18 protein-coding genes and 1 pseudogene are annotated in these 19,126 nt (G+C 70.2%); 11 read left to right on the plus strand and 8 right to left on the minus strand.

The features are described 5' to 3' along the window. Positions 1-18: 18 nt before the first annotated feature. Positions 19-372, minus strand: a complete 354-nt coding sequence (locus ACI7BZ_RS09725) for a winged helix-turn-helix domain-containing protein (protein ID WP_414116959.1) — start codon at positions 370-372, stop codon at positions 19-21. Positions 373-577: 205 nt separating this feature from the next. Between ACI7BZ_RS09725 and ACI7BZ_RS09730 the strand changes: the two are divergent. Next, a pseudogene (locus tag ACI7BZ_RS09730) lies at positions 578-709 on the plus strand (LysR family transcriptional regulator); the annotation flags it as partial. Between the two features lie 134 nt (positions 710-843). Here ACI7BZ_RS09730 and ACI7BZ_RS09735 read toward each other — a convergent pair. Continuing rightward, complete coding sequence (locus tag ACI7BZ_RS09735) at positions 844-1,281, minus strand: hypothetical protein (RefSeq protein ID WP_414116960.1); 438 nt, start codon at positions 1,279-1,281, stop codon at positions 844-846. A 163-nt stretch (positions 1,282-1,444) separates the two neighbouring features. Between ACI7BZ_RS09735 and ACI7BZ_RS09740 the strand changes: the two genes are divergently transcribed. The 5 genes from ACI7BZ_RS09740 to ACI7BZ_RS09760 all read left to right on the plus strand — a co-directional run bounded on the left by ACI7BZ_RS09740 (position 1,445) and on the right by ACI7BZ_RS09760 (position 4,998). Further along, positions 1,445-2,176 (plus strand): heme ABC transporter permease, encoded by a 732-nt coding sequence (locus ACI7BZ_RS09740; protein ID WP_414116961.1) that lies wholly within the window; start codon positions 1,445-1,447, stop codon positions 2,174-2,176. A gap of 16 nt (positions 2,177-2,192) precedes the next feature. Then, positions 2,193-2,357 carry a heme exporter protein CcmD gene (ccmD, locus tag ACI7BZ_RS09745; RefSeq protein ID WP_414116962.1) on the plus strand — a complete coding sequence of 55 codons (165 nt, stop codon included), beginning with the start codon at positions 2,193-2,195 and terminating at the stop codon, positions 2,355-2,357. Continuing rightward, positions 2,354-2,953 carry a DsbE family thiol:disulfide interchange protein gene (locus ACI7BZ_RS09750; protein ID WP_414116963.1) on the plus strand — a complete coding sequence of 200 codons (600 nt, stop codon included), beginning with the start codon at positions 2,354-2,356 and terminating at the stop codon, positions 2,951-2,953. Before ccmD ends, ACI7BZ_RS09750 begins: the two co-directional genes overlap by 4 nt. A gap of 108 nt (positions 2,954-3,061) precedes the next feature. After that, on the plus strand, positions 3,062-3,880 hold the full coding sequence (locus tag ACI7BZ_RS09755; RefSeq protein WP_414116964.1) for a HesA/MoeB/ThiF family protein: 819 nt from the start codon (positions 3,062-3,064) through the stop codon (positions 3,878-3,880). After that, complete coding sequence (locus ACI7BZ_RS09760) at positions 3,877-4,998, plus strand: glycosyltransferase domain-containing protein (protein ID WP_414116965.1); 1,122 nt, start codon at positions 3,877-3,879, stop codon at positions 4,996-4,998. Before ACI7BZ_RS09755 ends, ACI7BZ_RS09760 begins: the two co-directional genes overlap by 4 nt. 12 nt (positions 4,999-5,010) lie before the next feature. Here ACI7BZ_RS09760 and ACI7BZ_RS09765 read toward each other — a convergent pair whose 3' ends face one another. Further along, positions 5,011-6,012: a 2-hydroxyacid dehydrogenase gene (locus tag ACI7BZ_RS09765; protein ID WP_414116966.1), complete on the minus strand. Its 1,002-nt coding sequence runs from the start codon at positions 6,010-6,012 to the stop codon at positions 5,011-5,013. Between the two features lie 282 nt (positions 6,013-6,294). Between ACI7BZ_RS09765 and ACI7BZ_RS09770 the strand changes: the two genes are divergently transcribed. The 4 genes from ACI7BZ_RS09770 (at position 6,295) to cysG (ending at position 12,227) form a co-directional block, all read left to right on the plus strand. Further along, complete coding sequence (locus tag ACI7BZ_RS09770) at positions 6,295-6,852, plus strand: SH3 domain-containing protein (RefSeq protein ID WP_414116967.1); 558 nt, start codon at positions 6,295-6,297, stop codon at positions 6,850-6,852. A 132-nt stretch (positions 6,853-6,984) separates the two neighbouring features. After that, positions 6,985-10,023 carry a DNA polymerase I gene (gene polA / locus ACI7BZ_RS09775; protein WP_414116968.1) on the plus strand — a complete coding sequence of 1,013 codons (3,039 nt, stop codon included), beginning with the start codon at positions 6,985-6,987 and terminating at the stop codon, positions 10,021-10,023. A 236-nt stretch (positions 10,024-10,259) separates the two neighbouring features. Then, on the plus strand, positions 10,260-10,604 hold the full coding sequence (locus tag ACI7BZ_RS09780; RefSeq protein WP_414116969.1) for a RidA family protein: 345 nt from the start codon (positions 10,260-10,262) through the stop codon (positions 10,602-10,604). A gap of 129 nt (positions 10,605-10,733) precedes the next feature. Beyond that, the gene (cysG, locus tag ACI7BZ_RS09785; protein ID WP_414116970.1) at positions 10,734-12,227 is read left to right on the plus strand and encodes a siroheme synthase CysG; all 1,494 of its coding nucleotides are present in this window, start codon (positions 10,734-10,736) and stop codon (positions 12,225-12,227) included. A gap of 253 nt (positions 12,228-12,480) precedes the next feature. Here the strand turns inward: cysG and ACI7BZ_RS09790 are convergent, their stop codons facing one another. From ACI7BZ_RS09790 to ACI7BZ_RS09810, 5 genes are all read right to left on the minus strand, one after another. Next, a complete protein-coding gene (locus tag ACI7BZ_RS09790; RefSeq protein ID WP_414116971.1) occupies positions 12,481-13,227 on the minus strand; it encodes an SDR family NAD(P)-dependent oxidoreductase in 747 nt (248 codons plus the stop codon). Positions 13,228-13,416: 189 nt separating this feature from the next. Continuing rightward, positions 13,417-14,937 carry an amidophosphoribosyltransferase gene (gene purF / locus ACI7BZ_RS09795; protein WP_414116972.1) on the minus strand — a complete coding sequence of 507 codons (1,521 nt, stop codon included), beginning with the start codon at positions 14,935-14,937 and terminating at the stop codon, positions 13,417-13,419. 22 nt (positions 14,938-14,959) lie between these two features. After that, a complete protein-coding gene (locus tag ACI7BZ_RS09800) occupies positions 14,960-15,664 on the minus strand; it encodes a CvpA family protein (RefSeq protein WP_414116973.1) in 705 nt (234 codons plus the stop codon). 107 nt (positions 15,665-15,771) lie between these two features. Continuing rightward, entirely contained in the window at positions 15,772-17,241 is a 1,470-nt protein-coding gene (radA, locus tag ACI7BZ_RS09805; RefSeq protein WP_414116974.1) for a DNA repair protein RadA, read from the minus strand. 170 nt (positions 17,242-17,411) lie between these two features. Beyond that, a complete protein-coding gene (locus tag ACI7BZ_RS09810; RefSeq protein WP_414116975.1) occupies positions 17,412-18,305 on the minus strand; it encodes a branched-chain amino acid aminotransferase in 894 nt (297 codons plus the stop codon). A gap of 216 nt (positions 18,306-18,521) precedes the next feature. Between ACI7BZ_RS09810 and ACI7BZ_RS09815 the strand changes: the two genes are divergently transcribed. After that, a complete protein-coding gene (locus ACI7BZ_RS09815; protein WP_414116977.1) occupies positions 18,522-19,073 on the plus strand; it encodes a MarR family winged helix-turn-helix transcriptional regulator in 552 nt (183 codons plus the stop codon). The last annotated feature ends 53 nt before the right edge of the window (positions 19,074-19,126 follow it).

The raw sequence follows: 19,126 nt of genomic DNA on the forward strand, positions 1-19,126 counted from the left end.
GGGCGGCGGCGCGGCGCCTCATTCGGCCGCTGTCGGCAGGGGGGCCAGTTCGGCCTCAAGCTCGGCGAGCTGCTGACGGGTGGCGGCCGTGGCCGCCTGCTCGATGGCCCGGTAGCTGGCCACGACGGCATGGCCCAGGGGGGTAAGGGCGGTGCCGCCGCCCTGCCGGCCCCCGGTGCGGGCCGAAACCAGCGGGCCGGCGAACAGGCCGTTCATCTCCTCCACCAGTTCCCAGGCCCGGCGATAGGACATGCTCATGGCCCGTCCCGCCGCGGAGATGGAGCCGGCGGCGTCGATCCGCTCCAGAAGCTCGATCTTGCCGGGGCCGATCCGGTGCGGTCCAAGGTCGATGCGCAGGCTGAGCGAGGCCATGGGAGAACTCGTGTTCGAACGGACCGGCCGGCTTCGGTGCTGCAAAGCGGCCCAGGCAAAGCGGGCGGGGAATGGAACGGGCGGGGAAGGGAACCAGTCTATCAAACGGTCCGGCGCCCTGTCGTTATTCCTAACTGTATATAACGTCATCTGCGTTCGCAATGACGGACGGGGACTAGGCGGAAAACGGCAGAGAGGGGGCGCCATGTCCATGCGGCAACTCCAGTATCTGCTCGCGGTGTCGCGCGAAGGGCATTTCGGGCGTGCCGCGGAAGCCTGCGGCGTGTCGCAGCCGCCCCTTTCCGTCGGCATCCGGCGGCTGGAGGATCTGGCGGGCCGTCGCCACCCCCCAAAAACAAACTGGCACCGGGGGCGCAAGCCTCCGGTGCCGCCGTTTCGAGATGCCAGCGAGAGTTCGGGGATGGGGTTGGTCGCTCGGAAAACGTCTGCGCCGGAATTAGGAGGGCAGGGTCAGTTGAAGGTGGTGGCGGTGTCCGTGCGCCGCGATACGGTGGCGTAGGCCGTGGCCAGGGTCTGCAACTGGCCGCTGCCGAGGGCGAAGGACACCTCGAAGCCGTCGGTGGTGGCCAGCGTGAGGATGAGGGTGGAGGGGTCGGACGCCTGTTCCACGCGCAGCCGCTGGGTGGGGTAGACGAGGCGCAGGCTCTCATCCTGGTGGCGGGCGCGCAGCACCTCGGCCATCATCCGCGGCAGGGTCATCACCATGGCCTGGAGGCAGTCGGCGGGAAGGTTCAGGGCGGCGGCGGAGCCGTCCGGGCGGCTGAAGCGCATGCGGAAGCGGCTGCCATCGGTGGCCACGTCGAAGGAGAGGATGTCCTGTCCGAAGATATCCTGTCCGGCAATGTCTTGCCCGCAGGGCGCCTGCCCGGAGATGTCGTCGCGCTTCATCGTCCCGTCCCTTTGCTGGCAAGGCGCCGCGTCCCTGCCGGCCAACCTATATTCGTTTGGATATAACGTATGTCAAGGGAGGCGTCGCCCGCGGGGCTGCGACACAGATTCACCTCACCGCAATGTGCTTCCCTCCGGCGCCGGGGCGTTTTAGAACCGCTGCATGGCGTTGCTCGACCTTGCAAACCCGGTTCGTTTCCTCAGTTTCTCCGCCCGCCTCCTGCCGTGGATCGCGGCCGCGGCGGCGGCTACGCTGGCCGTCGGCTTCGGGCTCGCCTTCTGGGCCCCGGAGGACTACCAGCAGGGCGAGACGGTACGGATCATGTACATCCACGTCCCGTTCGCCTGGCTGGGGTTGTTCGGCTATTCCATGATGGCCGCCTCCTCCATCGGCATCCTGGTGTGGCGCCACCCCCTGGCGGACGTGGCGCACAAGGCCGCCGCGCCGGTGGGCGCCACCTTCACCGCCTTGTGCCTCGTCACCGGCGCCCTGTGGGGCCGGCCCATGTGGGGCACCTATTGGGTGTGGGATGCGCGGCTCACCTCCATGCTGGTGCTGCTGCTGCTCTATCTCGGCCTGATGGCGCTGCGCGCCGCCATCGAGGAACCGAACCGCGCCGGGCGCGCCGCCGCCGTGCTCACTTTGGTGGGCTTCATCAACGTGCCCATCGTGAAATTCTCGGTGGACTGGTGGAACACCCTGCACCAGCCCGCCTCCGTCTTCCGCATGGGCGGGTCCACCATCGACGCGAGCCTCCTGTGGCCGCTGATGATCTGCGCCCTCGGCTTCACCCTGCTGTTCGTCGCGCTGCACATGCTGGGCATGCGCACCGAGATCCTCCGGCGGCGGGTGCAGGCCCTGGAGGCGCGGGCGGCGGCCGAGGCCATGGCTTGAGCAGGCACGCAACACCATGAGCCATTTCGCCTTCATCGCCGCCTCCTACGGCGTCTCCCTTCTCGGCCTGGGGCTGCTCGCCGCCTGGCTGCTGGCGGACTATGCCCGCCAGCGCCGCGCCCTTGACGAACTGGAGGCCCGCGGCCTGCGCCGCCGGGCCCGCACGGGAGGCGAGGCATGAGCCCGAACGACGGTGCCCCGGCGCAGCGTCCCCGCCGCCGGCTCTGGCTGGTGGCGCTTCCGCTTGTCATCTTCCTTGCCCTCGCCGGCCTGTTCTTCTCGCGCCTGGAAACCGGCGGCGATCCCTCCCGCGTGCCCTCCCCCCTGGTGGGGCGGCCCGCCCCGGTGGTCAGCCTGCCGCCGCTGGAGGGGCTGAAGCTGGCGGACGGCACGGCGGTGCCCGGCATCGACACCGCCGCCCTCGCCGGCAAGCCGGCTCTGGTGAATGTGTGGGCCTCCTGGTGCGTGCCCTGCCGCGATGAGCACCCCATCCTGATGCAGCTGGCCAAGGACGGGCGCTTCACCCTGGTGGGCATCAATTACAAGGACGCCCCCGACAATGCCCGCCGCTTCCTCGGGCAATACGGCATGCCCTTCGCCGCCGTCGGCGTGGATGGGAAGGGCCGTGCCGCCATCGACTGGGGCGTGTATGGGGTGCCGGAAACCTTCGTGCTCGCCAGGGACGGCACCATTGTCCACAAGTTCGTGGGTCCGCTGACGCCGGAGGCGGTTTCGGGCACCCTCCTGCCGCTGATGGCGCGCCTTTCCGGGAACTGACGGCCGGCCCGCGCGGGAGCGGTCCGGGGCCGGCGGTGTGCTTCGGCGGTCTCTTCGGCGGTGTCCTGCGGGGTGACGGGCCGGCCGGTTGGGATTATGGATTCCCCCATGGCCTTCACTTCCGACGAGATCGAACGCTACGCCCGCCATATCGTGCTGCACGACGTGGGCGGGCCGGGCCAGCAGAAGCTCAAGGCGGCCACCGTCCTGGTGGTGGGCGCCGGCGGGCTCGGCGCGCCGGTGCTGCTCTATCTCGCCGCGGCGGGGGTGGGGCGGCTGGTGCTGGTGGAGGACGACACGGTGTCCCTCTCCAATCTCCAGCGCCAGGTGATCCACCGCACCCAGGACGTGGGCCGGCCCAAGACCGAGAGCGCGCGCGACGCCGTGGCCGCCCTCAACCCCCATGTGGAACTGGTGACCCACGCGGTGCGCCTGGATGCCGACAATGCGCTCGGCCTCATCGCCGGGGCCGACGTGGTGGTGGACGGCTCCGACAATTTCTCCACCCGCTACCTCGTCTCCGACGCCTGCGTGCTGGCGGCGCGGCCGCTGGTGACGGCGGCGCTGGGCACCTTCGATGCCACCGTCACCACCATCCGCGCCCATGAGGCCGGGCCGGACGGGACGCCCAACCCCACCTATCGCTGCCTGTTCCCCGAGCCGCCGCCCCCCGGCACCGTGCCGGCCTGCGCCGAGGCCGGGGTGTTGGGCGCGCTGGCGGGCCTTGCCGGCTCCATCGCCGCGCTGGAGGCGATCCGCGCGGTGGTGGGCTTCGGCGAGGGGCTGGTGGGCCGCCTGCTGATGATCGACGCCCGCGCCATGCGCTTCGAGACCCTGAGCTACGGCTGGGACCCCGAGAACCCGCTGACGGGGGAGGGCGCGCGCATCACCGACCTGTCGGCCCATCGCAAGGGCGCGGCGGCTTGAGCGGCCCGCGGCCGGCGCAGCGCGCCTGCGTCTACACCTGCCTGTTCGGCGGCTACGAGCGGCTGAACGAACAGGAGGTGGCGGCCGATTCCGCCCTCGATTTCATCTGTTTCACCGACAATCCGGCGCTGACCAGCCGCAGCTGGCGCATGGTGGTGGTGGAGCCGGTGCTGCCGCTCGACCTGCCGCGCAGCCAGCGAATCATCAAGCTCTCGCCCCATGCGATGGTGCCGGACTACGATGTCTCCCTTTATCTGGACAATTCCGTCATCCTCACCGCGCCGCCGGAGGCGGTGATCGCGCGCTACCTCGGCCCATCCAGCCTCGCCGCCATTCCCGCGCACAGCTTCCGGGCGACGGTGGCCGACGAGTTCCTGGAGATCCTGAGACTCGGCTTCGACGACGGCGCGCGCATCCTGGAGCAGCTGAATCATTACCGCCTGACCGAACCCGAGGTGCTCGATACGGCGCCCTACTGGTCCGCCATCATGATCCGCCGCCACCACCATCCGCAGGTGATCGCGGCCATGGAGCTGTGGCTCACCCATGTGCTGCGCTATTGCCGGCGCGATCAGGTTTCCGCGCCGGTGGCCTTCCGGCGGGCCGGGCTCGCGGTGGAGCGCATCGCCATCGACAACGGGCAATCCTGGTTCCACCGCTGGCCCGTAGCGCTGGGGCGGAACCGCGACGCCTTTCCGTTCGCCCCGGGCCTCGGACAGCTTCCGGCAGAGATGCTGGCGGGCGAGTGGCTGCGGCGGAAGGGCGAACTGGAAGGGCGGATCGCCGAGCTTGAGGCGGCGCTGGAAGCGGCGCAGGCCGCCGCGGCGAGAGCCGGCAGGGATGAGGCAGCGGCCGCCTGCAGCGAGGGGGCGGAGCGCGCAATTCCCGTTGCTGATCCCGCCGGGGAGCTGCCTCAGGCCGCCCCACCCCGGGGGGCTGAGCCTGTCGATGCACCGGCGCCTGCGCCGACAAGCGCCTGCGAAGGCTTCCCGCCGGTTGAGCCGGCGCCGGTGGAAAGGACCGCCGGGGCGGCGGCCCGCGGCGGCGGCTCAGGTGTCCGCCGCGCCCTCGGCGCCCTCACCGGAGGGCGCTGGCGCGGGGGGCCGGCGCGGCCGTGATCTGCGCCCGCCTCACAGCATGGCGGGCAGCACGCGGTCCGGCGGACGGTGGCCGTCCATGAAGGTCTTGATGTTGACGATGACCTTCTCGCCCATGTCCACGCGGCCTTCCAGGGTGGCCGAGCCGAGATGCGGCAGCAGCACCACCTTGCCCTGCCGGGCGAGGCGGATGAGCTTGGGGTTCACCGCCGGCTCGTGCTCGAACACGTCGAGGCCGGCGCCGGCCAGCTCGCCGGCTTCCAGCTGGCGGGTGAGGGCGTTCTCGTCGATCACCTCGCCGCGGGCGGTGTTCACCACATAGGCGTCCGGCTTCAGCAGCTTGAGGCGGCGGGCGGACAGCAGGTGGTAGGTGGCCGGCGTGTGCGGGCAGTTCACCGACACGATGTCCATGCGCGCCAGCATCTGGTCCAGGCTGTCCCAATAGGTGGCGTCCAGCATCTCCTCGATGCCGGAGGGCAGGCGGCGGCGGTTGTGATAGTGGATCTGCAGGCCGAACGCCTTGGCGCGGCGCGCCACCGCCTGGCCGATGCGGCCCATGCCGATGATGCCGAGGCGCTTGCCCCAGATGCGCCGGCCCAGCATCCATGTGGGCGACCAGCCGGGCCATTCCTCCTTGTCGGAGATCATCACCTGCGCGCCTTCCGCAAGGCGGCGCGGCACGGCGAGGATGAGCGCCATGGTCATGTCCGCCGTGTCCTCGGTGAGGACACCGGGGGTGTTGGTGACGGTGATGCCACGGTTGAGCGCGCTGGAAACGTCAATGTGATCGACGCCGTTGGAGAAGGAGGCGATCAGCCGCAGGTTCTCGCCGGCCTGGGAGAGCACCGCCGAATCGATGCGGTCGGTGACGGTGGGCACCAGCACATCCGCCGTCTTGACCGCCTCGACCAGGGCAGCCTGGTCCATGGGCACGTCGTCGATGTTCAGTTTCGCGTCGAACAGCTCGCGCATCCTGGTCTCGACTGAGTCGGGCAGCTTGCGCGTGACGACGACGAGGGGTTTGCGACGCACCATCGTTACTCCCCATTCCCCAATTCTTAACCCTTCGGGTCCCCTCTACCAGACAGGCGGGGAAACACAAGGCGCGCCGAGACGCATGGCCTTGACGGGCGGGGCGCCGCGGCGCACTCCGTTGCCGCCCGCGGCGCCGGAAGACGGCAGGGGCCGGCCCGCGGCGGCGGTGCAACGGCCCTCTAACCTTTAGGTGCGACACCGGGTCTGCGCTCCGGCGGGGGCGCGACGCAAAGCCGCCACGGGCGGCGCGATCCTGGTGCGATGTGAAAGGACGAGCCCATCATGCCCGAGATGCGACCTGACCGGATGCGACACCGTGCGAGCCCCCTGGTGGCCCTGGTGCTGGCGGCGGCGGCGGGCTGGGCGGCATTGGCGGCGGGCGCTGTTCCCGCACAGGCGGCGGAAGACGGCACCTCCGGCCTGCCGGTGCCGCGCTTCGTCTCGCTGAAGGCGGACAAGGTGAATGTGCGCAACGGCCCGAACAAGGACCATGACGTGTCCTGGGTGTTCAACCGCGCCGGCCTGCCGGTGGAGGTGACCGCCGAGTTCGAGACCTGGCGGCGCATCCGCGATGCGGACGGCGCGGAAGGCTGGGTCTATCATTCCATGGTGTCCCTGCGCCGCACCGCTCTGGTGGCGCCCTGGATGAAGGGCGAGACGGTGGCCATGCGCGATGCGCCGAGCAGCGATGCGCGCGTGGTGGCGCGGCTGGAGCCCAGCGTTCTCGGCGTGGTGAAATCCTGCGACGGCAAGTTCTGCCGCCTGGTGGGCGACGGCTTCGACGGCTTCGTGCAGCAATCGCAGCTGTTCGGCGTCTATCCCGGCGAGAAGCTGGAGTAGGGGCGCGCCGGCGCCAGGGCGCGCGCGTCTTCGGCGTTGCCGGTGCCGCCGCCGGCACTTGTCGCCCTCGGTCCCCTCGGGCATCGTGCACGCAACTTTTTGCGGAACGCGCACCCCTGCGCGAGGAATGCGATGTCCCCCTCTCCCCGTCCCATCAAGCCCGGCGACCGCGTCTTTCTGGTGGACGGGTCGTCCTTCGTGTTCCGGGCCTATTTCCAGTCCATCAACCAGGACCGGAAATACAATTTCCGCTCGGACCGCCTGCCCACCGGCGCGGTGCGGCTGTTCTGCACCAAGCTGCTGCAGTTCGTGCGCGACGGGGCGGTGGGGGTCAGGCCCACCCACCTCGCCATCATCTTCGACAAGTCGGAGGACAGCTTCCGCAAGGCGCTCTACCCCGCCTACAAGGCCAACCGCTCCGAGCCGCCGGAGGAATTGATTCCCCAGTTCCCGCTCATGCGCGAGGCGGTGCGCGCCTTCGGCCTCATCCCGGTGGAGCAGGCGCGCTATGAGGCGGACGACCTCATCGCCACCTATACGGACCAGGCGGTGGCGGCGGGGGCGGAGGTGCTCATCGTTTCCGCCGACAAGGACCTGATGCAGCTCATCGGCCCCAAGGTCGCCATGTACGATCCGGCCTCGGGCGAGAGCGGCGGGCGCGGCGCACGGCCGGAGCGGCGCATCGGGGTGGGCGAGGTGGTGGAATATTTCGGCGTGCCGCCGGAAAAGGTGGTGGACGTTCAGGCGCTGGCCGGCGACAGCACCGACAACGTGCCGGGCGTGCCGGGAATCGGCATCAAGACCGCCGCCCAGCTCATCAATGAATATGGGGACCTCGACACCCTCCTCGCCCGCGCCGGCGAGATCAAGCAGCCCAAGCGGCGCGAATCCCTGCTCGGCAACCAGGAGGCCGCGCGCATCTCCCGCCAGCTGGTGGCGCTGGTGCGCGACGTGGCGGTGGAGGTGCCGCTGCAGGACCTCGTGCTGGAGGAGCCGGACGCAAGGCGCCTCATCGCCTTCCTGAAGGCCATGGAGTTCACCACCATCACCCGCCGGGTGGCCGAGGCCTATGGGGTGGAGGCCGGCGAGGTGGAGGCGGACCCGCGCCTTGCGCCTTCCGGCGACCTGTTCGCGCCCGGCGGCGAGAGCCCGGCCCAAGCTGCGAGTGAGACCGCTGCGAGTGAGACCGCACCCGGCGCGACCGCGGCGGGCGCGCCGGGCGCGGATGGCCCGGAAGCCGGCGCGCCGCAAAAGGGCGGCGAAGCCACGCTCGCGCCGGCGGACCTCGCCCATGCCCGGGCCCAGGAGGCCCGCGCCACGGCGGTGGACCGCAAGGCCTACCGCACCATCCTCGACCTCGCCGAGCTGAAGGACTGGTGCGCCCGCGCCGCGGAGCAGGGGCTCGTCGCCTTCGACACCGAGACCACCTCGCTCGACCCCATGCAGGCCGACCTGGTGGGCGTGTCCCTGGCCCTCGGCCCCAACGTCGCCTGCTACATTCCCCTCACCCACCGGGGCGCCGGCGACGGCCTGTTCAGCGAGGGCCTGCTGGAGGGCCAGATTCCCCTCGCCGAGGCCATAGGGGTGCTGAAGCCCCTTTTGGAGGACGCCGGCACGCTGAAGGTGGGGCACAATGTGAAGTATGATGCCCTGGTGCTCGCCCGCCATGGCATCACGGTGGCGCCCATCGACTGCACCATGTGCATGTCCTATGCGCTGGATGCCGGCCGCAACGGCCATGGCATGGACGAGCTTTCGGTCCTGCATCTCGGCCACCAGCCCATCCCCTTCGTGGAGGTGGCGGGCAAGGGCAAGGCGCAGATCACCTTCGACAAGGTGGCGCTGGAGCCGGCCACGGCCTATGCGGCCGAGGATGCGGACGTGACGCTGCGCCTGTGGCGGGTGCTGAAGCCGCGCCTGCCGGCGGAGGGCCGCACCACCGTCTACGAGACCCTGGAGCGCCCGCTCATTCCCGTGCTGGCGCGCATGGAGAGCCGGGGCATCTCCATCGACAAGGCCATGCTGGCGCGCCTCTCCTCCGAATTCGCCCAGGGCGCGGCGCGCATCGAGGACGAGATTGCCGACCTCGCCGGCGAACGGCTGAACGTGGGCAGCCCCAAGCAGATGGGCGACATCCTGTTCGGCAAGATGGGGCTTCCCGGCGGCACCAAGACCGCCACCGGCATGTGGTCCACCAAGGCCACGGCGCTGGAGGAACTGGCCGAGGCCGGCCACAAGCTGCCGCAGAAGATCCTGGAATGGCGCCAGCTCTCCAAGCTGCGCTCCACCTATACGGACGCCCTGCCCAATTTCGTGAATCCCGAGACGAAGCGCGTCCACACCTCCTATGCGCTGGCGGCCACCACCACCGGGCGGCTGTCCTCCTCCGACCCCAATCTGCAGAACATCCCCATCCGCACCGAGGAGGGCCGGCGCATCCGCCGCGCCTTCGTGGCGCAGGAGGGCAACCTTCTCGTCTCCGCCGATTATTCGCAGATCGAGCTGCGGCTGCTGGCCGAGATCGCCGAGATCCCGGCGCTGCGGCAGGCCTTCACCGAGGGCCTGGACATCCACGCCATGACCGCCTCCGAAATGTTCGGCGTGCCGGTGAAGGACATGCCGGCGGAGGTCCGCCGCCGGGCCAAGGCCATCAATTTCGGCATCATCTACGGCATTTCCGCCTTCGGACTCGCCAACCAGCTGGGCATCCCGCGGGACGAGGCCGGGCAGTATATCAAGCGCTATTTCGAGCGCTTCCCGGGCATCCGCGACTATATGGAGGCCACCAAGGCCTTCTGCCGCGAGCATGGCTATGTGGAGACCCTGTTCGGCCGGCGCTGCCATTACCCGGACATTGCCGCCAAGAACCCCTCCATCCGCGCGTTCAACGAGCGCGCCGCCATCAATGCCCGCCTCCAGGGCACGGCGGCGGACATCATCCGCCGCGCCATGATCCGCATGGAGCCGGCGCTGGCCAAGGCCCGCCTGCCGGCGCAGATGCTGCTGCAGGTGCACGACGAACTGGTGTTCGAGGTGCCCGAGGGCGACGCGCAGGCGGCCATTCCCGTGGTGCGCGCCGTGATGGAGGCGGCGGCGGCTCCCGCGGTGCAGCTTGCCGTGCCGCTGAAGGTGGATGCGCGGGCGGCAAAGAATTGGGAAGAGGCGCATTGAGGGGCCTTGCCTCCCGAAACCGCCGTCGTCCTCCGGCTTGACCGGAGGACCCATCTTTCTGCTGGCGCAAACGTCGAAACGGGCCTTCCGGTCAAGCCGGAGGGCGACGGCCGGGGAGGGTTGGCGCCCCCGCCCGCTCACTTGAGGATAGAGAACGCGTTATCCGGTCCGCTTGCGTTGCAGGCTGACCGGCGCGTGCTCTAAACACCCCCCATCCCCACTGAAAGGACCAGTCCATGAGCATCGAGAGGCTCGACAAGGGCCGCCGCATGAGCGAAGCCGTCATCCACGGCAACACTGTCTATCTCGCCGGCCAGGTGGCCGAGGGCGCGGACGTGGCCAGCCAGACGAGCGCCGTGCTCGCCTCCATCGACAGCCTGCTGGCCCGCGCCGGCACCGACAAGTCGCGCATCCTCACCGCCACCATCTGGCTGTCCGACATCGCCAATTTCGCCGCCATGAACGCCGTGTGGGACGCCTGGGTGGACCAGGAGAACCCGCCCGCCCGCGCCACCAGCGAGGGCAAGCTCGCGGCGCCCAAGTATCTGGTGGAGATCATCGTCGTCGCCGCGCGCGGCTGAGCGGCGGCCGGCGGCCCTGGCGCCGCCCTGCTTCTCCCGGCGCTGCCGCTCTGCGCGCAGGCCCTGCGTTGATCCGCGGGCCTGCGCGCCTTACGTTGCAGGATCAGAGCCTTCAGGAGCACCTTTCCCATGGCCGCCGGCCCCGATACCCCTTCCGCCCGCGCCCCGCGCCGCACCGGCCATGCGCGCATGGAGAAGCTGGCGCGACTGCCGGTCTTCTTCGGGCTGGAAGGCCGCCGCGTGCTGGTGGCCGGCGGCGGCGAGCCGGCGGCGTGGAAGGCGGAGCTGTTGTCCGCCGCGGGTGCGCGGGTGGAGGTGATCGCCCCCCGCATCTGCGAGGATCTGTGGCGGCTTGCCGGCGCGGCGCCCGGCGGCCCGGTGGCCATCCATGTGCGCCCCTGGCACGCGGACGACCTCGCCGGCGCCGCCCTCGCTTTGGCCGAGTGCGAGGATGCGGCGGAGGGCGAGCGCTTCGCCGCCGCCGCCCGCGCCGCCGGGGTGCCGGTGAACGTCATCGACCGGCCCGCCCTGTGCGATTTCACCTTCGGCGCCATCGTCAACCGCTCGCCGCTGGTGGTGGGCATCTCCACCGACGGCGCCGCCCCGGTGTTCGGCCAGGCGGTGCGCGCCAAGATCGAGGCGCTGCTGCCGGCGGGCTTTCGCGCCTGGGCGGAGGCGGCGAAGACGTGGCGCGCCGCCGTGGCCGCCCGCGACCTGTCCCACCAGGCCCGCCGCGCCTTCTGGGAACGGTTCGCCGCCACCGCCCTCGCCGCGCCCAACCGTGCCCCCGCCGAGGCCGACCGCGCCGCCCTGTTCGCCGCCATCGAGGCCCGGGCGCAGGCGCCCCATGGCGGGTCTGTGGTGCTGGTGGGCGCGGGGCCGGGCGATCCCGAGTTGCTGACGCTGAAGGCGGTGCGCGCCCTGCAATCGGCGGACGTGGTGCTCTATGACGATCTGGTCTCCGCCGCCATCCTCGATTTCGCCCGCCGCGAGGCGAAGAAGATGCTGGTGGGCAAGACCGGCTACGGCCCCTCCTGCAAGCAGGACGACATCAACGCCCTGATGGTGGAGCTTGCGAAGGAAGGCCGCCGGGTGGTGCGCCTGAAGGGCGGGGAGCCCATGATCTTCGGCCGCGCGGGGGAGGAGATCGCCTTCTGCCGCGCCGCCGGGGTGGAGGTGGAGGTGATCCCCGGCATCTCCGCGCCGCAGGGGGCGGCGAGCCGCCTCGTCACCTCCCTCACCCATCGCGACCATGCGCGCCGGCTGCAGTTCGTCACCGCCCATGCCCGCGACGGCAAGCTGCCGAAGGATCTCGATTTCAAAGCGCTGAGCGATCCGGCGGCCACCACCGTGGTCTACATGCCCCGCCGCACCCTGCCGGACCTCGTGGGCAAGCTGATGGCCGCCGGCATCGATCCGGCCACCCCGGCGGTGGCGGTGTTTTCGGTGACGCGGCCGGAAGAGCAGGTGGTCGTCTCCCGCCTCGCCGCCCTTGCGCAGGATGTGGCCCGCGCCGCCGAGGCGGGGGCGGAAGGCCCGTGCCTGGTGCTCTACGGCCATGCCTTGGCCGAGGTGGGGGTGGAGGCGCTTGCGCGCACGCCGGGGGCGGCTGCGCAGGGGTGAGGGTGTCGGCCGCCCTGCGCAATCCTCCCGGTCCGAGCCTGCCGTCATCCCCTGCCGTGCCTCGCCACCCCTCTCCCCCGGCTTGCCCAACCAACTGCCCGCGCACTTGCCCAAACCCCCGTCATCCCCCGGCTTGACCGGGGGATCCATCGCGGGCTGGAAACGATGTGGGGGCGGAGAGATGGGCCCTCCGGTCGAGCCGGAGGGCGACGGGCGGGAAGGTGAACGTGCGGCAGGCGGTAGGGAGGTGCCCTCACGCCGGCATCTGGAAGTCCATCATCCGGCCCTGCGGGAAGTCATAGAGCCGGCCGGTGTCGGTGCAGGCGGGCAGGCACAGGGGCAGGATGGCCAGCGCGGCCGCTTCCGGGGTGGGCAGCGTCTCGGGATTCTCGCCGGGGAAGGCCTTGGCCCGCATGCGGGTGCGGATGGGGCCGGGATTGAACAGGTTCACCTTGAGATTGCCCGATGCGCTCTCCGCCGCCCAGGTGCGCGCCATGGCCTCCAGTCCGGCCTTGGTGATGGCGTAGGGCCCCCAATAGGCGCGGGCCTTGTGCGCCGCGCCGGAGGTGACCACCACCGCCCGGGCCTCCGGCGAGAGGCGCAGCAGCGGATCGAAGGAGCGCACGCAGCGCCAGTTGGCGGTGAGGTTCACCGCGACGATCTCGTCCCAGTCCTTGGGGAAGACATGCCCCAGCGGCGACAGCGGGCCAAGCACGCCGGCATTGGCCACGAACACGTCGAGCCGGCCGTACCGCTCGTAGAGCGCGCCGCCCAGCCGGTCGATGCCCTCGGAATCCTTGAGGTCGAGGGGCACCAGGGTGGCGGTGCCGCCCACGGCGCGGATGTTGTCGTCAATGTCCTGGAGGCCGCCTTCCGAGCGGCCCACGGCCACCACATGGGCGCCGGCCCGGGCCAGTTCCACGGCGGTGGCCGCCCCGATGCCGCGGGTGGCGCCGGTGACGAGGGCGATCTTGTCGGCGAGCGGCCGTTGGGCGGTCATGCAGCTTCCGTGGGCTTGAGAGGGCGGCGTCTTTCCTCTCCCGCCGGGCGGGAGGGGTGGGCGGCAAAGGCGAAGCCGCGATGCGGCGACGGCACGCGGCCCGGCGTCCGGGTGTGTTCCGGCGGTGCGCACCGGCCGCCCGGGGCCGGAGGCACCCGGCTTCGGGCAGGAGGGGCTTTCGCCCCGTCCTCAGCTGGCCTCGGCCAACAGGGACAATTGCTGCTGGCCCACCGATCCGGCCCGGTCGGTGAGCGGGGTGGGATAGTCGCCGGTGAAGCAATGGTCGGTGAATTGCGGCTTCGCCGGGTCGCGGCCCTCATAGCCCATGGCGCGATAGACGCCGTTGACCGAGAGGAAGGCGAGGCTGTCCGCGCCGATATAGCGGCGCATGCCTTCCAGGTCGTGGGTGGCGGCGAGCAGCTTGTCCCGGTCCGGCGTGTCGATGCCGTAATAATCCGGGTGGGTGATGGGCGGGGAGGCGATGCGGAAATGCACCTCCTTGGCGCCGGCGTCGCGCATCATCTGCACGATCTTCACCGATGTGGTGCCGCGCACCAGGCTGTCGTCCACCAGCACGATGGAGCGGCCTTCCACCACCGACCGGTTGGCGGAATGCTTCATGCGCACGCCCTGGTCGCGGATGGACTGGGTGGGCTGGATGAAGGTGCGCCCCACATAATGGTTGCGGATGATGCCGAGTTCGTAGGGGATGCCGGAGGCCTGGGAGAAGCCGATGGCCGCCGGCACGCCGGAATCCGGCACGGGCACCACCACGTCGGCGACGGTGGGCATCTCTTCCGCCAGCACCTGCCCCATCTTCTTGCGCACCTGGTAGACGGAGCGCCCGCCCACCACGCTGTCGGGCCGGGCGAAGTAGATATATTCGAAGATGCAGGGCCGCGGCGCCATTTCCGGGAACGGCTTGAAGGAGGTCACGCCGTCCTCGTCGATGACGATGACCTCGCCGTTCTCCACGTCGCGCACATAGCGCGCGCCGATGATGTCGAGGGCGCAGGTCTCCGAAGCGAGGATGGGCGAGCCATCCAGCGAACCCAGCACCAGCGGGCGGATGCCGAGGGGGTCGCGGGCGCCGATGAGCTTCTTGTTGGTGAGGGCGACGAGGGAATAGGCGCCTTCCAGGGCACGGATCGCGTCGATGAAGCGGTCGATGAAGCGCGGCTTGCGCGAGCGCGCCACGAGGTGAAGGATCACCTCGGTATCGGTGGTGGACTGGGTGATGGCCCCCTCGCGCACCAGCTGCTTGCGCAGGGTGAGGCCGTTGGTGAGGTTGCCGTTGTGGCCCACCGCGAAGCCGCCGGCGTCCAGCTCGGCGAACAGCGGCTGCACGTTGCGCAGCAGGGTTTCGCCGGTGGTGGAATAGCGCACGTGGCCCACCGCCATCTCGCCCGGCAGGCGGGCGATGACGTTGGCGTCGGAGAAGGCGTCGCCCACGAGGCCGAGGCGGCGTTCCGAATGGAAGCGACGGCCGTCGTAGGAGACGATGCCGGCGGCTTCCTGCCCGCGGTGCTGCAGCGCGTGCAGGCCGATGGCGGTGATGGCCGCCGCCTCCGGGTGATTGTAGATGCCGAAGACCCCGCATTCCTCGCGCAGGCGGTCACCATTGAGATCCAGATCGAGATCCGGATGCCGTGTCGTCCCGAGGATGCGCTGCTCGTGCGCGCCGTCCCCGCCCTCGCTCTCGAAGTCCATCATGCACCTCCGCCCGGTCGGCTTACTGGCCGGCGCCGCGCGTGCTGGCGAGCAACTGGTCCATGCCCTGGCGATCCGTACGCCTGTACGCAGCGTTTGTCGCGCCGGATCCCTGGGCCGTGCCGGCCGCTCCTGTGGTGCCCCCCAAATCCGAACGCTGCCCGCCCGCCGGGGCAGCCGGAGCGGCGGGCGCGTCGCCCTCCTCAGCGGCGGGCGGCTTCTTTAGGGGATTAAGAATGGTGTTTCCAGGGTCATCCGGCAACTGCGCCTGCAGCCATTCCCCCGCGTTCTTGAGGGCGGGGAGCGACTTGGCGTTCGCCACCCACGGCGGAACCTGCTCCGGCTTCACCAGCCAGTTGAAGAAGATGAGCGCGATCACCATGAGCAGCAGGCCGCGGGCGAGGCCGAACAGGAAGCCCAGGGTGCGGTCCAGCGCGCCGATTCGGCTGTCCAGCACCAGGTCGGAAATCCGTGCCGTGATGATGGAGGCGATAAGCAGTGTGCCCAGGAACAGGATTGCAATGGTGGTGGCGAGTGCCGCCGTGTCCTGCGCTATGTATTGCTTCACATAGGGCAGGGCCTGCTTGTGGAAATACAGGGTCACGCCTGCGGCGACGACCCAGGACAGGATGCTGAAGATTTCGCGCAGGAAACCGCGAACCATGGCCAGTAGGCCGGAAATCAGCATCACCGACAGGACTATAATGTCGAGCAAGGTCACAGGCATCGGCGCTTAGATCCGTGATGAGCGCACCGCGATGCGCGCAATCGCGCGGCATGCCGCCCCCCATGGACCCCGCCGCGAGGGTGATATAGCCCGCGCGCCGCGTCGCGTCACCCTTCCTCGTCGTCACCCCATCCGGCGTGCTCCACCGCCCGGGGCGGGGCCTTGCGCGCGCCCTCGCCCCGCGTTTCGCGCATGGCTGGCCGGCGAGGGGCGCAGGCGGCGATGGCCGCAACCAGCTCCGCGAGGGATGAGATGGGCTGCAGGGCCACCGCTGCGTCCACCGCTTCGAGCCCGCCGCCGGGGATCACCGCCCGGGCGAAGCCGAGCTTGGCGGCCTCCTTCAGCCGGGCCGGCGCCTGCGCCACCTGCCGCACCGCGCCGGTGAGGCTGGCCTCGCCGAAATAGACCGCATCCGCCGGCAGGGGCGCCCCGGTGAGCGAAGAGACGAGGGCCGCGGCCACGGCAAGGTCGGCGGCCGGCTCGCCGATCCTGAGGCCGCCGGCCACGTTGAGATAGACGTCATGCCCGCCCAGCCGCACGCCGCAGCGCGCATCCAGCACCGCCAGAACCATGGACAGGCGGTTGGGGTCCCAGCCCACCACGGCGCGGCGTGGCGTGCCCAGCGAGGAGGGGGCCACCAGCGCCTGGATCTCCACCAGCACCGGCCGCGTGCCCTCCATGCCGGCGAACACGGCGGTGCCGGGGGCCCCGGCGTCGCGGTTGGACAGGAACAGCTCGGAGGGGTTGGCCACCTCGGCGAGGCCGCGGCCGGTCATCTCGAACACGCCGATCTCGTCGGTGGGGCCGAAGCGGTTCTTCTGCGCGCGCAGGATGCGGAACTGGTGGCCGCCGTCGCCCTCGAAGGAGAAGACGGCATCCACCATGTGCTCCACCACCCGCGGGCCGGCGATCTGCCCGTCCTTGGTCACATGGCCCACCAGGATCACGCAGGCCCCGGTCTGCTTGGCATAACGCACCAGCAACTGGGCCGAGGTGCGCACCTGCGTGACCGTCCCCGGCGCGGAATCCACGCTGTCCGACCACATGGTCTGGATGGAATCGATCACGACCATGTGAACCGGCGGGCCGCCGGACAACGTGGCGATGATGTTCTCGGCATTGGTTTCGGCGGCAAGCCCCACCTCCGCCTTGTCGAGGCCGAGGCGCTGGGCGCGCAGGCGCACCTGGTCCACCGCCTCCTCGCCGGAGACATAGACCACCCGCTGGCCGCGCGCCGCCAGCGCGGCCGAGGCCTGCACCAGCAGCGTGGACTTGCCGATGCCGGGGTCGCCGCCGATGAGCACGATGGAGCCGGGCACGAAGCCGCCGCCGGCCACCCGGTCCAGCTCGCCGATGCCGCAGACGAGCCGGGGGGCGGGCTTGGCGGTGCCCTGGAGGGTTTCCAGCACCACGGCGCGGCCCTTGCGGCCGGCGCGCTGGGCGGCGGGAACGCTGGCCGCCACCGCCACTTCCTCGGAAATGGTGTTCCAGCCGCCGCAGGCCTCGCACTTGCCCTGCCAGCGCGAATAGACCGCGCCGCAGGCCTGGCAGATGAAGCTGGTGTCGCGCCGCGCCATGCCGGTTCCCCCTGCCGCCGCGCGAATCCCGGCAGGCAGGGCGCAAGTCTAGAGCGCGCGCCGATCAGCTTGCAACGCAAGCTGATCGGATAACGCGTTCTCTATCCATAAGTTAGAGGGCGATCGGCCGCTCGCCGATTGAAGAGTGGCCGCCGCCGCGCCGGTGCCGATCAGGCCGCCTGCTGCTTCGGGCGCACTTCCGCGGAATAGGAATCCATCAGCTGGTGCGTGATGCCGGACGGCGCGAAGGTCCAGTCGGCGATGGCGCCCACGGGGGTGACCTCCGCCGCGGTGCCGGTGATGAAGCATTCGGTGAAGTTCGAAAGCTCTTCCGGCAGGATGTGGCGCTCCACCACCTCGATGCCGTGGCGGCGGGCGATCTCGATCACCGTGCGGCGGGTGATGCCGTCCAGGAAGCAGTCGGGCTTGGGGGTGTGGATGACGCCGTCCTTCACGAAGAAGATGTTGGCGCCGGTGCACTCGGCCACATAGCCGCGATAGTCCAGCATCAGCGCATCGGCAAAGCCGCGGCGCTCGGCGCGGTGCTTGGAGATGGTGCAGATCATGTAGAGGCCCGCCGCCTTCGCCCGGCAGGGGATGGTCGCCGGGTCGGGCCGGCGCCATTCGGACATGTCGAGCCGCAGGCCCTTCAGCCGCTGCTCGGGATCGAAATAGCTCGGCCATTCCCACACGCCGATGGCGAGGTGGATGGTGTTGTTCTGGGCGGCGACGCCCATCATCTCGCTGCCGCGCCACGCCACCGGGCGGATATAGGCATCCACCAGGTTGTTCTTCTCCAGCGTCGCCTTCTTGGCGGCGTCGATCTCGCCGATGGTGTAGGGAATGGTGAAGTCCAGCATCTCCGCCGAGAGGCGCAGGCGCTCGGAATGCTCCGCGCTCTTGAAGATCTTGCCGCCATAGGCGCGTTCACCCTCGAACACGGTGCTGCCATAGTGCAGGCCGTGGGACAGGACATGCAGCTTGGCATCGGCCCACGGCACGAAGACGCCGTCGTACCAGATCCAGCCGTCGCGCTGATCGAAGGGAACACTGTGGGCGCTCATGATCTTCAACTCCTTATTCATTCAACCGCGTCGTCCGCGCGGCTTCCCCCCGATTGCACCGACGCGGCCTTGCAGCCGGCGCACATGGGGATATCTTTACGCCTGCTAAGGATGCTGGCAAACCCGCGAAACGAATGACCGCCATGCTACGGCGTGGCGACCGATCATTTCGTGGAGCAGGTTCTTTGGGTAACGATCAAAACGAAAAAAGTCAACATGGCTGACATAAACACCCTTCTCGTATCCGAGCCTGCCATCGCGCGCGCCGCCCCTTCCGAGGACGCGGACAGCCTGCCGCTGGTGGATTTCATCGAGCTTCTGTTCTTCGCCTACCGGGATTTCGTGGGCGACCCGGACCAGATTCTCGCACCCATCGGCTTCGGCCGGGCGCACCACCGGGTGGTTCACTTCGTGAACCGGCATCCCGGCATGCGCGTCACCGATCTTCTGGACATCCTGCGCATCACCAAGCAGAGCCTGGGCCGGGTGCTGCGCGAGCTGGTGGACGAAGGCTTCGTGGAGAGCCGCGCCGGCGCGGCCGACCGGCGCCAGCGCCTGCTGTTTCCCACCGCCAAGGGCGAGGCGCTGGCGCGCCAGTTCGTTTCCATCCAGGGCAAGCGGCTGGCCGGTGCGCTGGAGGCCAGCGGGCCGGATGGCCGCGAGGCGGTGCGCCGCTTTCTTCTCGCCATGATCGACCCGGAGGATCGCACGGCGGTGGAGCGGCTGATCCAGCGCGCGGACCGCGCGGCGCGCGCCCGGCCGGCGTGATCCCGGCGCCGCAGCCTCTGGCCGCCGCCCGCAACCCGTGCGAAGACGAGGCC

The organism is Xanthobacter sp. AM11 (assembly GCF_047444035.1).
GTDB lineage: Bacteria > Pseudomonadota > Alphaproteobacteria > Rhizobiales > Xanthobacteraceae > Xanthobacter.

Coding starts and splice junctions, on each gene's coding strand:
- ACI7BZ_RS09725 (WP_414116959.1), bottom strand. CDS start 372: ATGGCCTCGCTCAGCCTGCGCATCGACCTTGGACCGCACCGGATCGGC.
- ACI7BZ_RS09735 (WP_414116960.1), bottom strand. CDS start 1,281: ATGAAGCGCGACGACATCTCCGGGCAGGCGCCCTGCGGGCAAGACATT.
- ACI7BZ_RS09740 (WP_414116961.1), top strand. CDS start 1,445: ATGGCGTTGCTCGACCTTGCAAACCCGGTTCGTTTCCTCAGTTTCTCC.
- ccmD (WP_414116962.1), top strand. CDS start 2,193: ATGAGCCATTTCGCCTTCATCGCCGCCTCCTACGGCGTCTCCCTTCTC.
- ACI7BZ_RS09750 (WP_414116963.1), top strand. CDS start 2,354: ATGAGCCCGAACGACGGTGCCCCGGCGCAGCGTCCCCGCCGCCGGCTC.
- ACI7BZ_RS09755 (WP_414116964.1), top strand. CDS start 3,062: ATGGCCTTCACTTCCGACGAGATCGAACGCTACGCCCGCCATATCGTG.
- ACI7BZ_RS09765 (WP_414116966.1), bottom strand. CDS start 6,012: ATGGTGCGTCGCAAACCCCTCGTCGTCGTCACGCGCAAGCTGCCCGAC.
- ACI7BZ_RS09770 (WP_414116967.1), top strand. CDS start 6,295: ATGCCCGAGATGCGACCTGACCGGATGCGACACCGTGCGAGCCCCCTG.
- polA (WP_414116968.1), top strand. CDS start 6,985: ATGTCCCCCTCTCCCCGTCCCATCAAGCCCGGCGACCGCGTCTTTCTG.
- ACI7BZ_RS09780 (WP_414116969.1), top strand. CDS start 10,260: ATGAGCATCGAGAGGCTCGACAAGGGCCGCCGCATGAGCGAAGCCGTC.
- cysG (WP_414116970.1), top strand. CDS start 10,734: ATGGCCGCCGGCCCCGATACCCCTTCCGCCCGCGCCCCGCGCCGCACC.
- ACI7BZ_RS09790 (WP_414116971.1), bottom strand. CDS start 13,227: ATGACCGCCCAACGGCCGCTCGCCGACAAGATCGCCCTCGTCACCGGC.
- purF (WP_414116972.1), bottom strand. CDS start 14,937: ATGGACTTCGAGAGCGAGGGCGGGGACGGCGCGCACGAGCAGCGCATC.
- ACI7BZ_RS09800 (WP_414116973.1), bottom strand. CDS start 15,664: ATGCCTGTGACCTTGCTCGACATTATAGTCCTGTCGGTGATGCTGATT.
- radA (WP_414116974.1), bottom strand. CDS start 17,241: ATGGCGCGGCGCGACACCAGCTTCATCTGCCAGGCCTGCGGCGCGGTC.
- ACI7BZ_RS09810 (WP_414116975.1), bottom strand. CDS start 18,305: ATGAGCGCCCACAGTGTTCCCTTCGATCAGCGCGACGGCTGGATCTGG.
- ACI7BZ_RS09815 (WP_414116977.1), top strand. CDS start 18,522: ATGGCTGACATAAACACCCTTCTCGTATCCGAGCCTGCCATCGCGCGC.